4 protein-coding genes are annotated in these 17,308 nt (G+C 66.6%); 2 read left to right on the forward strand and 2 right to left on the reverse strand.

Going from position 1 to position 17,308, the window contains the following annotated elements; all coding sequences use genetic code 11:
• Positions 1 to 30: 30 nt before the first annotated feature.
• Positions 31 to 648, forward strand: coding sequence for a MerR family transcriptional regulator (locus AC5Y2S_RS19710; protein ID WP_499957784.1), 618 nt, complete (start codon positions 31 to 33; stop codon positions 646 to 648).
• Positions 645 to 3,590, forward strand: coding sequence for a DUF4349 domain-containing protein (locus AC5Y2S_RS19715; protein WP_499957785.1), 2,946 nt, complete (start codon positions 645 to 647; stop codon positions 3,588 to 3,590). The genes AC5Y2S_RS19710 and AC5Y2S_RS19715 overlap by 4 nt, the downstream gene beginning before the upstream one ends.
• On the opposite strand, the gene AC5Y2S_RS19720 is transcribed toward AC5Y2S_RS19715, so the two are convergent.
• Together AC5Y2S_RS19720 and AC5Y2S_RS19725 are read right to left on the reverse strand one after the other, a co-directional pair.
• Positions 3,574 to 16,419, reverse strand: a complete 12,846-nt coding sequence (locus AC5Y2S_RS19720; RefSeq protein ID WP_499957786.1) for a BTAD domain-containing putative transcriptional regulator — start codon at positions 16,417 to 16,419, stop codon at positions 3,574 to 3,576. The genes AC5Y2S_RS19715 and AC5Y2S_RS19720 overlap by 17 nt on opposite strands.
• Positions 16,420 to 16,564: 145 nt before the next feature.
• A complete protein-coding gene (locus AC5Y2S_RS19725) occupies positions 16,565 to 17,308 on the reverse strand; it encodes a sensor domain-containing protein (protein WP_499957787.1) in 744 nt (247 codons plus the stop codon).

The raw sequence follows: 17,308 nt of genomic DNA on the forward strand, positions 1-17,308 counted from the left end.
GTGTCATCATGACAGTGTCACTATCGACGTATGGCCGACGTGGCGACGTGGACGCTGGACGAGCTGGTTCGGCGGGTGGCCGCCGGGCTGGCCGATCCGGCGTACCCGGGCGCGCCCAACGGGCGGGTCCGGGGGCTGCCCGATCGGCGGGTGGTCCGGTGGTACACGACGACCGGACTCGTCGACCGGCCGACCATGCAGGGACGCACGGCGCTCTACAGCCCGCGGCACCTGTTGCAGATCGTCGCGGTCAAACGGCGCCAGGCCGAGGGCCGCTCGCTCGCCGACATCCAGGCCGAGCTAGCTGGAGCGACAGACGAGAAGCTGCGCAAAGTCGCCGCGGTGCCCGACGAGCTGATGGCGGCGGAGCTCGAGGAACCGGAACCGAGTCCCGTTCGCCGACAACGCTTCTGGGCCGAACCGCCCGCCCCCGCGCCGGTGGCCAATGGCGACGGCGCTGACAGTGTCACCAAGTTGGCGGCCGTCAGCCTGCCCGGCGGGGCACTGTTGCTGCTGCCCGCCGGGTCCGGGAGTGGCGGCCGACCCGATGAAGACGACATCGACGCGATCCGTGCGGCCGCCCGGCCGCTGCTCGAACTGCTGGCCGAGCGTGGCCTGCTGACCCCTGATGAACGGAGCCCCTCATGACCGTCCGCATCACGTCGATGGCCGACGCTGAGATCAATCGGGTGGCCGCCCCGGACGACGAGGCCGGACTTGGCGCTCTGAGCACCGAGCGCGGCAACCTGCCGCTGGAGCGCATCGACGTGCGTGCCGAGATCACCGGGCTCACCAGCCGGGTCGAGCTGACGCAGGACTTCGTCAACTCCTTCGACGTACCCCTGGAAGCCAGCTACGTGTTCCCGCTGCCGGATCGGGGGGCGGTCACCGGGATGCGGATGACGGCCGACGGGCGGGTCGTCGATGCCGAGCTGCGGGAGCGGGAGGCCGCCCGCCAGGCGTACGACGACGCCATCGCGTCGGGTCGGCGCGCGTCCATCGCCGAGGAGGAGCGGCCGGATGTCTTCACCATGCGGGTCGGCAACATCCTGCCCGGCGAACGGGTCAGCGTCGCCCTGACGCTCGTCATCCCGCTGGCCTACGCGGACGGCGAGGCGACGTTCCGCTTCCCGCTTGTGGTTGCGCCACGGTACATCCCGGGCCGCGCGCTTGCCGATGTTGCGGTCGGCGACGGACACGCCGACGACACCGACGCGGTCCCTGACGCGTCGCGCATCACGCCGCCGGTGCTGCTGCCCGGTTTCCCGCACCCGGTTCCGCTGTCCATCGAGGTGGGCATCGATCCCGCCGGCCTCACGCTGTCGGAGGTGCGATCGAGCTTGCACGCGGTGTCGACCGACGGCGGCCGGATACGGGTCCACCCCGGCGAGCGCGCCAACCGGGATTTCGTGCTGCGGCTGCGCTACGGCGCGGAAGACGTCACCGATTCGCTTGTGCTGGTGCCCGATTCCGAGGGCGACGAGGGAACCTATCAGCTCACCGTGCTGCCGCCGGCGGCCAGCGCGCCGCCGCGCCCGCGGGACGTGGTGCTGGTGCTCGACCGCTCCGGCAGCATGGCCGGCTGGAAGATGGTGGCGGCCCGCCGCGCCGCGGCCCGCATCGTCGACACGCTCACCAGCGAAGACCGGTTCGCGGTCTTGACATTCGACGATCGGATCGACCGCCCCGCCGGGCTGCCCGACGGGCTGGTCGAGGCCAGCGAAAGCCACCGGTACCGCGCCGTCGAGCACCTCGCCCGCGTCGACGCCCGCGGCGGCACCGAGATGGTCGCGCCGTTACGTCAGGCCCTCGCGTTGTTGGGCGGGTCACGCAACGGTGAGGCCCGCGACGCCGTCGTCGTCCTCGTCACCGACGGCCAGGTCGGCAACGAGGACCAACTCCTGCACGAGCTGTCCGGCGACCTGCGCCGGGCGCGCGTGCACGCGGTCGGCGTCGACCAGGCCGTCAACGCCGGATTCCTTTGGCGCCTGGCCAGTGTCGGCGGCGGCAGCTGCGAACTGGTGGAAAGCGAGGACCGCCTCGACGAGGCGATGGACGCGATTCACCGCCGCATCGGTGCGCCGCTCGCGCACTCGCTGTCGCTGCGTGCCGAGGGGCTGGCGATCATCGACGAAACCGGGACCCCGTGTCGGCTGCCCGACCTGTTCCCGGGGGTGCCGCTCGTGGTGAGCGGGCGGTATCGGGGCAGCGCGTCGGGCTCGCTGGCCCTGCGGGGGACGACGGGGGAGGGCGGGGACTGGTCGGTCACCGTCGCCGGACGACGCCTGGACGCCCCGGCCGTGACCGCGCAGTGGGCCCGGGCCCATCTGCGTGACCTCGAGGACCGCTACGCCGCGGGTGCCACGCGGGACCTGGAGGAGCGGATTATCAAGACGTCGTTGCGGTTTGGCGTGTTATGCCGGTTCACCGCATTCGTCACGGCGGACAGCCGTGTCGTTGCCGACGGTGAAGTGCCGCACCGCGTGCTGCAACCCGTCGAGGTGCCGGCAGGTTGGGAGCCGGGGCCGGGGCCGGCGCCAGACAATGCCGTGTTTGCGGCAGCCCTGCCACCGTCGCCGTTGGCCGGGGCCACCGTGATGCCGAGCCAACCTGTTCCGTCCGTGAAGGAGCCTTCGAGCAAATCGCAAGCACGAACCGTCAAGCTGCGCAACGTGATTGCGGCGGCGATCGTCGGCGCGCTGCTCATCGGCGGCGGCTGGACCTGGTCGACGAGTCGCGACGGTCACCCCGGCCCGACGGCCGACGGCATTGTGAGCGGCAAGATTTCAGCATCAGAGGATAGGGGTGCCGCGGGCCAGGCTTCCGGGACGAGGGCCGGCGTTCCCGAGAACACCGTCACGTTACCGGAAGCACCGCCACCGCCGCAGGCCCCCGCGGACGCCACCTTCAAACGTGATGTCATCACGACGGGCTCGATGCAGATGGTCGTCTCTGAGCCCGCCCAGGTGGCCGATCGGCTCGTCACCGCAGTCAACGATGCCGGCGGGCGTGTCGATTCACGTTCGGAGCGGTCCGGATCATCTTCGCCGACGGTTGATCTCGTGTTGCGCATTCCCGCCGACAAACTCGACGGGGTGCTGGCCGATGCCAAGAAACTGGGGACCGTCGACACGATGTCGATCGGGCACAACGATGTGACTTCGCAGCGCGTCGACCTCGATGCCCGCATCGAGGCGTTGCAGACCTCGGTCAATCGACTTCTGCAACTGATGGGGCGGGCCGGCAACGTCGCCGACCTGCTCGCAGCGGAGTCGTCGCTGACCCAGCGACAGGCCGAGTTGGACTCGCTGCGGGCGCAGCGCGCCACGCTGGGCGACCAGGTTTCCTACGCGACGATCAACGTCAGCCTTTCGACCAAACCGGCGGCGGTTCCTCAGCCAGGTTTCCTGAACGCACTTCAACACGGGTGGCAGTCGCTGCTCTCCGCCATCCACGGCGTCGTGATGGCGGTCGGATTCCTCATCCCGTGGATACCGGTGCTGGGTGTGGTGGCGCTGGTTCTCGTCTTGGTGTTGCGCCGTAGGCGTTTTCGGGGCAAGCCATCAGGCGAGGCTAGCCAGGTCGGTTGAGCTGGTCGAACCTCGCGAGCGCGGCGTCGAGGTCCTCGTCCTCGTAAACCTCCAAGCGGGGTCCTCCGACGGCGAAGAGAAGGGTACGACGCCACTGTATTTCATTTCCATGCTTGTCGGTGCCTTCGATCACGAAGGTGACGACGGTCCCTCGGGTGTCGAGCGCGTGGACACACGGCACCCGGTAGTGGGCATCTGGTACGAGCGCCCACAGCTCCTCGACGCCGCGGCCAAAGTCTTCCCCAGAGGGGAACGGTATGCGTCGATGATCGACGTAGGCGAGCTGCCTCAACCTAGGCCCCGGTTCGTGGCGGTTGAGCTCGGCGACAGTTTCCAGCCCGGCCTTCCAAACACTCGCGTAGGGGGCCGCTTCTCCGGCGAGGTATCGATTTTCGATTTCCGCGAAGGCAACGTCGATGTCGTCGACGTCGAAGAACACACCCCCCGCGATTTGGTTATCGGCGTCGATCTCGATGAGGTACAGGAGTTCGCTTCCATATTCTGCCTGGCGCAGCTCGCTGTTCACGTGAGTAAGGGCGAGGCGCTCTCCGCGGGTCGCGATGACGGCAGACGTCATGTTCGCTGTGAACTTGTCGAGGGCTCGCATGTTTTCGATGTGAATTTCGCGGCCATGTAGGACCCCCGCGTTTACGACGCGACGTCGATCGTCCGTAGAAACGTCGGCGGCCAGCAACGCAGCCATGGCGTCCCAGTTGCGGGCCCTATAGCAGATCCAAAAGCGTTCGTCCGCTTGGCTGGCCGCGTTTTCCAGTCGCCGGCCCTGCGGCTGCAATTCATCAAACCGAGCCAGCGCCGCGTCGAGGTCCGCCTCGTCGAAGGCTTCGACGCGGCCGTAGAGGTCGCCTTCCACTATGCCAACGACGATTGCCCGCCACTCGGCGTCAAATCCCTCTTGCGAGCTTCCACGCGCAACCTGGGTGATGACCGCTCCTAGGTCGCTCAGCCGATGCACCGCCTCGATGTGGACGCTGATGTCCGGCGTGAGGTCCCGCACGCTACGTAGATATCCTGCCAGATCCTCCAGCTCATTCGTTAAGACCGTTCGATGGTCGATGTATACCGAATTCGGTTTCATGCCGGGAAGTACGTGCCGATTGGACGCGGAATAGCTTTCCGCAATGACCGACCAAACGCGCCAGTGGGCGGCCGCTTCGCCGGCGAGGTAGCGGGCGTCAAGCTCCGCGAAGGCCGCGTCGATGTCATCCGGGTCGAATGCGACGCGCGCCACGATCCGCTCTTCGGCATTGATCTCGAGGACACTAAGAAACTCCATGTGGAATGCCTCAGGTTGCTCTTGGTACCGGATACACGTCCGACATAGCTCGAGACGAGCGCCTCGGGTCGCGATGACGGTCAATGAAATACCCGTAAGCCCCAAGTCGACGGCGCTGCGCATATCCGCGATGGCGGCATCTCGTCCGTGTTGAATCCCGGAGTTCACGACCCGACGGCGATCGTCGATTGCAATGTCTTCGGCCAGGATCTCGACTACGGCGTTCCAGTTACGGGCCGCGACAAATGCCTTGAGTCGCCCGTGCACTCGGCTTGCCGCGTTTTCCAGTCGCCGCGTCGGTGGGTGAAATTCCTCGAAGCGGGTGAGCGCGGCGCCGAGGTGTTCCTCGTCGAACACCTCGACGCCGCTGATTAGGTCGCCTTCGACTGTGAACATCATGATCATCCGCACTTCCGCGTCGAAGCCGTCTCGCGAGGTCATGTTCAGGACCTCGGTGAAGACTGCTCCGCGTTCGTTCAGCTGGTGCACGGCCTCGATGTAGACGCTGGCCTTCGAAGTGAGGTCCCACACGGCCCGGATGGATGCGGCTAGATCAGCCCCCTCGACCGACACGAGCGGTCGATGATCGATGTAAATCGGGTCTGGAGTTGTCGCGAAAAGTTCTTTCCGATTGAAAGCGGCGCAGATCCGCGTGATCATCGGCCATGTGTGTCGATGGCCGGCCGCTTCGCCGGCAAGGTATCGCGCGTCAAGTTCGGTGATTGCGGCGTCGAAGTCATCGAGGTCGAACACGACATCCGCGGCAATTCGGTTGTCGTCGCTGATCTCTAGAATCGCAAACGCCGCGGCGTCAAACGCATCAGACGACCGGTCTTGGCTCGTGAAGGCGACTTTGATGAGCGCGAGACGCTCTCCGCGGGTCGCAATCACGGTCGACTCCACCCGCGTTGTCCAGATGTCGGCGGTGGCGCGCCAGTTCGCCATCTCGGCGTCTCGACCGCGTCGGATGCCGGCGTTTACGGTACGACGGCGATCGTCTGAGGAAACGTCGTCGGTCAGTAGGTCGGCCATGGCGTCCCAGTCGTGGGCCGCAAAATGAGCTAGGAATTGCTCGGCCATTTGGCTCGCCGTGTTTTCCAGCCGCGGCGCCTGTGGACGCAGTTGCTCGAGCCGCTCAAGAGCCGCGTCGATGTCCGTCTCGTCGAAGATTTCGCAGCGGTTGATCCGGTCGCCTTCGAGAGTCAAAAGAAGGATCATTGGCCACTCGACATCCAAGCCCTCTGGGGAGGTCCCAGACGCCGCATAGTTGGCGACCACTCCGAAACTGCTGAGCCGATGCACCGCCTCGATACGCATGCTGAGGTCCGGCGTCACATCCCAAATGGCGCCCATGGCTGCTTGGCCTTCGCGCGCGTCGATTACCGCGAGCTGCCGGTGGTCGATGGTGACCCACTCCGCCGCCGGAAGTTCGTGTCTGTTGAACGCCGCGCATTCCCGTGCGATGGCCGACCACGTCCGTGCGTGGAGGCCTGCTTCGCCCGCAAGGTATCGGGCGTCGAGTTCTTCGAAGGCGGCTTCGATATCGTCGGGGTCCAACGCGACTATTGCGGCCATCTTTTCGTCAGCGTCGATCTCGACAATGATGAGCGCCTCGGCGATGAAATCCTGCGGCTCGTGGTCGAGGCCCGAGAAGCGGGCACGAGTCAGAGCGAGGCGCTCGCCGCGGGTCGCGATGACGTCAATCGTCGGGTTGATTCCGATATCGGCATACACCCGCATGTCTCGCATCTGGGCATCCCGACCATGCAGGAGTCCAGCGCCCACCATCCGACGCCGATCGTCATGGCGCATGTCGTCGGCGAATAGCGGGTTCATTCTGTCCCAGTCGCGCGCGGCGAAGCAAGCCCAAATGTGCTCGTTCACTCGGGTTGCCGCGTTTTCGAGCCGTGGTACCGGTCGGCTCAGCTGTTCGAACCGCGCGATCGCGGCATCTAAGTCGGTGTCGTCGTAAATTTCGTAGCGGTTGATTGCGTCGCCGTCGACGATGAAGAAGCTGGTTATCCGCCACTCGGCCTCGAACCCTTCTCGTGACGTCGACTTCGCGACATGGGTGGTGACCGCGCCGAGGTCAGTCAGCTGATGAACGGCCTCAATGTAAATGCGGTTTCGAGGCGTGTCTTCCGTATCTTCCAACGAAGCACGAAGGTATGCCATGAAGTCACCAGACCCGATCGCTGAAAGCGCACGATGATCAACGTCTACCAAGTCGGGTGCGACCGCCGGCATTTCACGTCTATTGAGCGCGGCGTACACCGCGGAGATCACTGACCATGTGTGCGCGTGGGCGGCGGCTTCGCCGGCGAGGTAGCGCGCGTCGAGCTCTGCGACGGCGTCGTCGAAGTCGTCGAGATCGAACACGACAACCCCCACGATTCGCTCGTCGGCGTCGATCTCGACGATGCTGAGGGCATCGTTTTGAATCGCCTCGGGTTCGCTGCCCGAGACGCGAACCCGTGTGAGCGCAACGCGCGTCCCGCGAATTGCCAGAACGCCCGCCATCGCCATTGTGAAGCCGACATCAACGGTCGCCTGCGCATCTTTGATGTTGGCATCTCGACCATGCAGGATCCCGGCATTCACCACTCGCCGGCGATCATCGACGGAGACGTTCTCGGCCGATATCTGAGCCACGGCATTCCAGTCGCCGACGCCAATGTAGGAGTAGAGGTGCTCCCACACCCGCGTTGCGGTGTTCTCCAGCCTTGGTGCCGGCTGGGTGAGTTCGTCGAACCTCGCGAGCGCGACGTCCAGGTCAGCCTCGTCGAATACCTCGGTGCGGCTGAGCATGTCGCCTTCCACCGTCCCAATGGTGATCACCCTCCACTCGGCGTCGAAGCCTTCGTGCGAGGTCTCATGCGACGTGTTGGTGACGACGGCTCCGAGATCGTTCAGCCGATGCACAGCCTCGATGGAATGCCTGAGGTCAGTCGTGAGGTTCCACGCGGCGTCAAGTAACGCAGGCATTTCACCGGACGCAAACGATGCTCCTCGGCGGTGGTCAACGTTCACCCAATCTGGCGTCGTCGAAGGCATTTCATGCTTATTGAGCGCGGCGTAGGCCTGCAAGAGGACAGACCACGTGCGTGCGTGAGCCGCCGCCTCCCCGGTGAGATACCTAGCATCGAGCTCGGCGAAGGCGGCTTCGATGTCTTCTGGGTCATATGCGGCGCGTGCCAGTATCCGTTTGTCGGGGGAGGTCTCGACGATAATGAGCATCTCGATGCGGAATGCCCCGGCTTGGTTGTCTTCGCTCGAGATACACGTGCGGCACAGGACAAGGCGTTCGCCTCGTGTGGCAATGACCGTTGCCGTACTTGTCTTTGCCCCGATGTCGGCGAAGGCGCGCATGTTCGCGATTTCGACATCCCGACCACGCCGGATTTCGGCGTTGACGACACGTCGATGGTCGTCGACCGACGTATCGGCGGTCAGTAGCTCCGCCATTGCGGACCAGTCGCGTGCGGCGAAGCACGTCCGGAAGCGTTCGTACGCTTGGCTTGCCTCGTTTTCCAGCTGCGGTGCCGTCCGGCTGAGCTGATCGAACTTCGCGAGGGCGGAATCCAGGTCCGCCTCATCGAATACCTCCATCCGGGAGACCATTTCGCCGTCGACCGTCATCAGAGTAACTCCCCGCCACTCGGCGTCGAAGCCCTCTTGCGAAGTTCCATGGCCCGTCCAAATGAAAACCGCGCCCAAGTCGTTTAACCGATGTGCTGTCTCGATGTAGATGTTGAGGGTTTGGTCGAGATCCCATCCCGCACGTATGTATTCGAAACCTTCACCGGGCGCAAACGCTGCCCCGCGGCGGTGGTCGATACTCACCGCGTCCGGTGTCGTCGCAGGGAGTTCGCGACGGTTGTGCGCCACGAAAACACCCGCGATCACCGACCAGCTGCGAGCGTGGGCGGCCGCTTCACCCGCGACGTAGCGGGCGTCGAGTTCCGCGAAGGCTGCGTCGGTGTCGTCGAGGTCGAACACGACGACCGCCACGATCCGGTCATCGGTGTCGATCTCGACGATGCTGAGGGCGTCGTTTTGAACCGCCTCGGGGTCGCGGCCCGAGACGCGGACACGCGTGAGGGCGACGCGGCCACCCCGGGTTGCCAGGGCGCCCACCACCGTCATTGTGAAGCCGACATCAACGGTCGCCCGGCTGGCTTTGATCGCGTCATCTCGACCGAGTCGGACCCCGGCGTTGACCACGCGCCGGCGATCGTCGACGGAAACGTTCTCGGCCGCCGTTTGACCCACCGCGTCCCAGTCGCGGGCCGCAATGTCCGCATAGACGCGCTCGAATACACGAGTTGCGGTGTTCTCCAGCCGCGGTGTCGAGGGGTGCAGTTGCTCGAATCGCGCGATCGCGGTACCGAGGTCTGACTCGTCGAACATCTCAGAACGGCTGATCAGGTCGCCTTCGACCGTGAGCAGGACGACCTCCCGCCATTCGGCGTCGAAGCCCTCTTGCGAAGTTCCATGCACCACATGCGTTACGACGGCACCGAGGTCGTTCAGCCGATGCACGGTCTCGATATGCGTCCGGCCGTCCTGCGCGAGATCCCAGCTGGCCCGGACATACGCGATGAGATCGCCGGGCGCGAACTTCGGACCCCGGCGGTGGTCGATGCTCACGAAGTCTGCCGTCGTTGCCGCGATCTCATGTCTGTTTAGCGCGGCGTAAACGCCCGTGATGACCGACCACGTGCGGGCATAGGCGCCCGCTTCGGCGGCGAGGTAGCGCCCATCGAGTTCCTGGATGGCTGCTTCGAACTGGCTAGAGTCGAATGCGACCAGCGCCGAAATCCGCTCGTCGGCATTGATCTCGACGACATAAAGGACATCCACGCGGAACGCATCGGGTCCGTCGTCGATGCGCGAGAAGAGGGTATGGGTGAGGGCGACGCGATTCCCGCGGGTGGCGACGACGTCTGACGCCGCTCGCGTGACGTCCAGGTCGGCGGCGGTCTGGAATTGCCTGACCATGACATCCCCACCGCGCTGGATTCCGGCGCCAAAAACAGGACGGCGATCGTCGCCGCAGTAGTCGTCGGCAACTATCGCGGCCATCGCGTCCCACTCGCGTGCCGCGAAGCGCGCCAACCATTGCTCGAGCGCTTGGCTTGCGGCGTTTTCCAAGCGCGGTGCCGGCCGGCTGAGTTGTTCGAATTTCGCGATCGCGGTATCCAGGTCTGCTTCGTGGAATACCTCGCAGCGGTTGATCTTGTCGCCTTCGACCGCCAGCAGCGCAACCCCCCGCCACTCGGCCTGGAAGCCCTCGCGCGAGGTCTCATGGGCTGCGTAGATGATGACCGCGCCGAGGTGGGTCAGCCGATGCACGGACTCGATATAGATAGCGATGCCTTGGTCGAGATCCAGCCCGTCGCGGAGATATGCACTCAAGTCAGCCGGCCCGAACGCAGTCTCGCCTCGGTGGTCGACGTTGACCAAATCTGCCGTGGTGGCGGGGAATTGGTGGCGGTTGAGGGCGGCGTAGGCCGCCGCGATGACCGACCACGTGCGCCCGTACGGTGCCGCTTCCCCGGCGAGGTATCGGGAGTCGAGCTCCGCGATGGCGGCATTGAAGTCGTCTGGGTCGAAAAGGATGCGCGCAGTCATCCGGTTATCGGCGTTGACCTCGACGATGCCGAGCATCTCGGTCTGGAAGGCGTCGGGCCGTTGGTCTCGTCCCGAGAGGCGGATACGCACGAGGGCGAGGCGCTCCCCGCGGATGGCGATTGCGGTCGACGTCCCCTTCGTGGTGCCGAGGTCGGCGGTCGCCCGCATGTCGGCGATTTTGGCATCGCGACCGTGTCGGATTCCGGCGTTCACTACCCGCCGGCGATCGTCGGCAGCAATGTTGTCGGCCAATATCTTGCCCATCGCGGCCCAGTCGCGGGCCGCGAAGCATGTTTGGAAGCGTTCGTCCACGCGGCTCGCCGCATTTTCCAGCCGCGGTGCTGGCCGGCTGAGTTGATCGAACCTCGCGACCGCCGCCTCGACGTCGGCATCATCGAACACCTCGCCGCGGTCGACCATTTCGCCGTCGACCGTCATCAAGTTGACGCCCCGCCATTCGGCCTCGAAGCCCTCGTCTGAGGACCCATATCCCGCCCAAGTGAAAACGGCACCGAGGTCGCTCAGCCGGTGCACGGTCTCGATGTAGATGTCGAGCTTTTGGCCGAGATCCCAACCCGCCCTGAGGTAGTCGATACCTTCACCGGGCGCAAAGGCCGCCACCCGGCGATGATCGATAGTCGCCGCATCCGGCGTCGCCGCTGCAAGTTCGCGGCGGTTGTGGGCAACGAGGGCACCGGTGACTACCGACCACGTCCGCGCATACGGCGCCCCCTCGCCGGCCGCATAGCGCGCGTCGAGCTCCGCAATGGCGGCATCGAAGTCTTCTACGTCGAACGTGACGGTCGTCGTGATCCGCTCATCGGCGTCGATCTCGACGACGTTCAGGGCATCATTTGAAATCGCCTCAGAGTCGTGGCCGGAGGCGCGAACACGCGCGAGGACGAGACGCTCGCCGCGGACCGCGATCGTGCCCACCATCGATATCGCGAAGCCGACGCCGGCGGCAGCCCGGAGATCGTTGACCACGGAGTCTCGGCCATGCTGGGTCCCCGCGTTCACGACCCGTCGTTGATCGATCCCCGAATAGTCGTCGGCGACGGTCGCTGCCACGGCGCCCCAGTCGCCGGCCGCGAAGTGCGACCAAACGTGCCGGAATACTTTCGCGGCGGCATTTTCCAGCCGGTGTGGCGGGCGCTGCGCCTCTTCCTCGAATCGGGCTGCCAGGGCGTCGATTTCCGCGAGCGCGGCGTCCAAGCCTTCGACGTCGAAGAACATCTGCAGCGCGATTCGATCGTCATCGTCGATGGCATACAGATGAAGCAATTCGTCGTACGGGGCCCCAGGGTCCAATTCTTCGGTGCCGGCCCTCATTCGAGCGAGTGCCAGGCGCTCGCCTCGCGCCGCGACCACGACGTGCTTGACCCGCATGCCGCCCGTCTCGACTTCGTGTCTCCACCTACGTCGCCAATCGGCGGATGGCAGTGTAAGACCGACGACCTTCCGGCGATTTTCGATCGAGATGTCGGGTGCGAAAAGCTGCTCGACCTCGTCCCAAGCCCCGCGGTGAATGGCGGCCATCACGCATTCGCCCACTCGCACCGCGGCGTTGTCTATTTCGACGCTCGGAGCTTCGGGCGGAGCCTCGGTCACCGGCGGGACGTGGTCGTGAGCTCTGGTCGCCGCATTTTCCAACCGCCGCGCCCTCGGCTGCTCCTCCTCGAATCGGGCGTGCACGGCGTCGAGTTCGGCGATCGCGGCATTCATATCTTCGACGTCGAACTTAACCTGCAGCGCTATTCGACCTTCCTCGTCTAGGCCGATTACTTGGAGCATCTCGTCCTTCGGCGCCCCCGAACTTACATCCGCAGTGCCTAACTCCAGCCGCATGAGGGCGGATCGCTCACCACGAACCGCGACGACCTGGGTGCGGTAGCGCACCAAGCCCGTCTCGATGTAACGCCTCATATCCCGGGGCCAGTGGTTCGATGGAACGTCGATCCGCTTGAAGCCGACGATCTTTCGGCGGCTCTCCACGGACACGTGCGGGGCAATAAGCCGCTCTACCTCGTCCCAAGCCTCGCGATTGACAGCATCGACCAGACGGCCGCCCATTTGTACGCAAGCGTTGGTCAATTCGACGCTCGGCGCTTGCGGCCGAGCTGGTGGTGGCTCGCGCTCGCCGAGAATGGGGCGCGCCTTCTCGGCAAGAGCCGCAGCGCCTTTCCGCTCGTAAAGCCCGACGGCCTGCTCGGCGGCGACCAGCGCCCCCGCGACATCGCCGGCGGCGCGCAAAACCGTTGCCAGGGAGAGGCATGCGTCGCCGTGATCGACCAACGCGTCAGTCCGCTCGGCCAGGCCGACGGCCGCCTCGGCCACGCGCCGAGCCTCGCCGTGATCACCGGCGCGCGACAACAGCCGTGCCCGCAACGTGCGCCAGGCGATCGACGGCTTCAAGGCGTGGCCCGCGAGGCGCTCGCTCTCCGTACACAGTTCGTCGGCCTCGGCCTCGCGATCGAGCAAGAGGCACGTGCGGCCGAGCAGCGCGGCGGTCTCGGCGGTGTCGGCGTCGAGGCCCATCCGCCGAAAGCCGTTGTAAGCCTTGCGCAGATGGGGCTCGGCCGCGGCAGGATCGTCGACGACCAACTCGACGATGCCGGCGAACTGCTCGACCTCGAGAAGGGCATGGCGCAGGCCGAGCTCGGTCACCGTGCGCCGGGCGGAGTCGATCATCCGCCGGGCCGCCGCCGCGCGGCCCCGGAAGGCTTCCAACACGGCCTGGCATCGCGTCGACGTCGCCTCAACCGCGGGCGAGTCGGTCGTGATTCGCAGCAGCCGCACCACGTCAAGGCACCGCCCGCCGGCGCGCGGGACCGGGTTTGGTCCCCACAACGCCGCGAGGGGCGCTTGCGCCAAAACCGCATTTACCCGGCGGTGTTCACGCGCGCGCCGCGCCGCGGTCAAGGCGTCGTCCAGGGCGATTTCGCAGTCGCCGATCCTCCCGAGTCGTGCCAGGCAGCCGGCACGAACGGTGTGCGCCGTGGCTTCTCCTGCGGCATCACCCAATTCGGCCAGCTTTTCGGCAGCCGCGCCGACCGCGGCCTCGATCTCATCCAACCGCTCCGGATCGGTCAGCATCGACAGCTGCCCGTCGAAGCAAGTCGCCCATGCCGCTAGCCGAGCCGAATCGACGGTGGCGCTTTGTAATTGAGAGACCGCACCGGCCGCGGAACCCACGTCACCCGCGGCCAGCAGCGCCTCGCAGCGCGCGACCAGCAGCTCGGCGGTTTGATCGTCGCGGTCGGGCAGCTCGTCGTCAATCTCCTCCAACGCGTGCAGCGCCCGATCGTAGAGGTCGGCCGCGCCCTCGTAGGCGAGGCGGGCCATCGCCTGGTCTGCCGCGCGCCTGCAGTACTCGACGGCCTTGACGGCGTTTCCCGCCCAAGCACATTCGAAGTAGTGGTGCGCCAGCTCGGCGAGCAGTTCGTCGTCGGCGCCGGGCTCGTTCTCCAGCGTCGTGGCGATGCGTTGGTGCAGTCGCATGCGCCGCACCGATGGCAGCTCGGCGAGCAGCGACTGTCGCACGAGCGCGTGGTTGAACCGGTAGCGACCACCGGGCTCTTCGATGACGATGCCCGCCTTGCAGGCCTCGTCGAATGCGTCGACCAGGTCGTCGCCGACTACCCGCTCGACCAACTCCAAGGCGAACCGACTACCGACGACCGCTGCCGCGGCAAGGGCCTTGTTCGTCTCCGGTGTCAGGCGAGAAAGGCGGCGGCTCACCGCCTCTCGGACGCCCTGCGGCAGGGTGCTCTGGTCCCACCGGCCGCCGCTTTCCTCGACGTGGCGCAGGGCCTCGATGAGGAAGAACGGGTTGCCACCCGTGACTGACGCCAACGCCCGGGCCAGCTCCTCGTCGTTGTAGCCGGCCTCGGCGACGTAGGCGCTCACGTCGTCCTCGTCGAGCCCGCCGAGCTGAAGGCGGTTCGCGGTGCCGTCACGGTGCAGGTCGGCGAGCATGGCCGAAAGGGGATGGGAGCGATCGAGATCGGTGCTGCGATAGGTGCCGATGATTTGCACGCGGGCCCGCTCGCCGAAACGCAGGAGATGCCGCAATAGGAGCAACGTGGGTTTGGCCGCCCAATGCAGGTCATCGAGGATCAGGACGACGGGCGCGCTCGCTGACGCGACGCCCAGCAGCGCGACGACGGCGTCGAAAAGTGCGTAGCGTTCGGTGTCGGGGTCGGCGCGGGTCGGCGCGGCCAGGTCGGGGAGGACATCAGTCAGCCCGGGAACAAGGGGGAGTAGCGCTTCCACGCCGCGCAGCTCACGAAGCCGACTGCTTCCGAGGCACGGCACCAGCGAACGCAGGGCTTCCGCGAACGGCTGGTAGGGCGCTCCAAGGTCCTCGTCGCAACGGCCGTAAATCACCAGGGCGCCTTGGTCGTAGGCCTGCCGAGACCATTCGCCGGCCAGGCGCGTCTTGCCGACACCCGGTTCGCCGGCGATCAGCACGGCGTTCGTGCCGCCCGCGAGCGCGGTCTGCCAGGCGGAGAAAAGCCGCTCGAGCTCTTGCCCGCGACCGACGAACGGCCCGGGGCCGGCCAGCACCGCGGGCAGGCTCGGCCGCTCCAGAGGAGCTTCTCCCGAGGCTTCCTCACTGCGTTCTTTGGCGGTTTCCAGCCGGAGCTCGAAGACGTGCTCTGGGCGCGCAAGGTTGCGGAGCTGGCGCGTGCCGAGGTCGGCGAGCACGACATCGTCGGGCAGGGAGTCGATCACGAGCTCGGCGGTCGCACCCGAGCACAGGATCTGGCCTCCCGCCGCCAACGACCGCAGCCGCGCCGCGCGGTTGACCGCCCGACCGAAGTAGTCGCCGTCGCGGAACTCGGCCTCCCCGGTGTGCAATGCCACGCGAATGCGCATGGGCTCCCGCAGCGCCCACGGCTCCTGAACAATCGCGTCTTGCAGCTCCAGAGCGGCGGCGGCCCCCGCGGACGGCCGCTCGAAGACCGAGAACGTGGCATCGCCCTCGCCGCGGGTCTTGATCAGCCGTCCGCCGCGGGACGTGACGACCTGTTCGACGAGCTCGTCGTGTCGCGCGAGCGCGGCGCCCATGGCGACGGCGTCCGCCTCCCATGCGGCGGTCGACCCCTCGATGTCGGTCAGCAGGAAGGTCACGGCGCGGGTCACCGCCGCAACATTTTGTGCGCCAGGGGTTTCCAGTGCCGCGTCCTGCGCGACGATCGCGGCCTCCAGCCGGCGCAGCTCCGGCCCGGGATCGACGCCCAGTTCGTCGGCGAGCAGGGTCCGCGCCCGCTGGTACGCGCCCAGGGCCTCACCTTGCCTGCCGGCGCGGTAGAGGGCGAGCATCAGCTGGGCCCAACGCCTTTCGCGCAGCGGCGCGTCGGCGACCGCGGCCTCGAGCTCGCCGATGATCTCGGCGGCGCGGCCCGTCGCGAGCAGCGCGTCGGCCCGGTCCTCCACCAGCGCGGCGTGGCCCTCGATCCACCGCGTCTTTTCCGACGTTCCCCGGCGGCCGTCGGGCAGTTCGGGGATGCCGCGCCAGAGTTCGAGCGCCTCCTCGAAACGGGCCACCGCCTGGCCGGTGTCGCCGGCCGCGGCGGCATCGCGTCCCCGTCGCGCGGCCGACTTGTAGCGCGACGCGTCGACCTCGCTCTCCGCCAGGGTCCACCCCGTGCCCTCGGTCAACACGAAGCCGTCGCCCAGGGCGCGGCGCAGCGAGGAGATGTGGGTTTGCAGGGCCTTGGCGGCCGTGCGTGGCGGATCCTCGCCCCAGAGGAGCTCGACGAGCGTGTCGGCCGAGACGACGGAACCGACGTGCAGCCCGAGCATGGTGAGGATTGCGCGGGGTTTGGCGCCCGGAATCGCGACCGGCGCGCCCGCACGCCGGACCTGGAGAGGTCCCAAAACCCCCAGTTCCACCTCTAGAAGACTAGTCACGTCCGCAATCGTCGGTAAGACGATTCAACAAGCAGTCAAGATCTAGTAAAAGCTTCTCACCTGGATCTTCGGCGGATATGGATCCCTGCGCGCCGGCAGATCACGGTCGGACAGCAATCACCGTCGGTCACACCTCGACGGCGGCGGCGATCTTGTTGACGACCTCGCCAGCCTGATCGGCGGTGTCGAATCCACACCAGAGCGTGTCGATGACGACGTTGTTGCGCACTCCCAACGCGCGTTCGCACGAGAAGCCGCGGCCGGTGTCGAGGCTCTGTACGAGGCTCAGGGTGGTGTCGGTGGCCGCCAGCGCACCGAACTTCCAGGCGACGGGGCTGTCGCCGGGCTGGGTGATGGTCAGCGGCCGGTTGGCGCAGGCGGCCCACCGCGGCTTGGCCTGAAGGAAGAACTGCTGGGCCACGTCGGCGTCGCGGAGCCGCACGACCGCCTGGAGCAGGGCGTGCTTGTTGTGGTCGGCCTTCGCGTGAGCGTTGTCGAGGAACTGCCCTTCCAGTGCGACCCAGCCGCTGTCTCGGTAGACGCTGGCCTCGACCGGCGAGTAGGCGTCGAGGCAATTCCGATCGGAGACCACGTCGTCGCTGTGCGACATCTCCGAGATCGGCCTGCGCAGCGCCATGCTCGTGGTCTGCCCGACGGCGTTGACGTCCCGGGCGCTCAGCAGCAAGTTCGCCAAGCGCGCGTTGCGGATTGGCGCGGGCTGCCAGTGGCCCAGGTTCGGCGCCGCGACGGGACGCCCGCTGGTGGACACCGTGCAGCCGGTCAACATCAAGCACAGGCCCACCGCGGTGATAACCATGTAGCGCACACCGGCACCGAGGGGTCCGGATGCCTTCACTGATGCTGCAGTCAT

The organism is Mycobacterium sp. NGS69, from assembly GCF_059812165.1.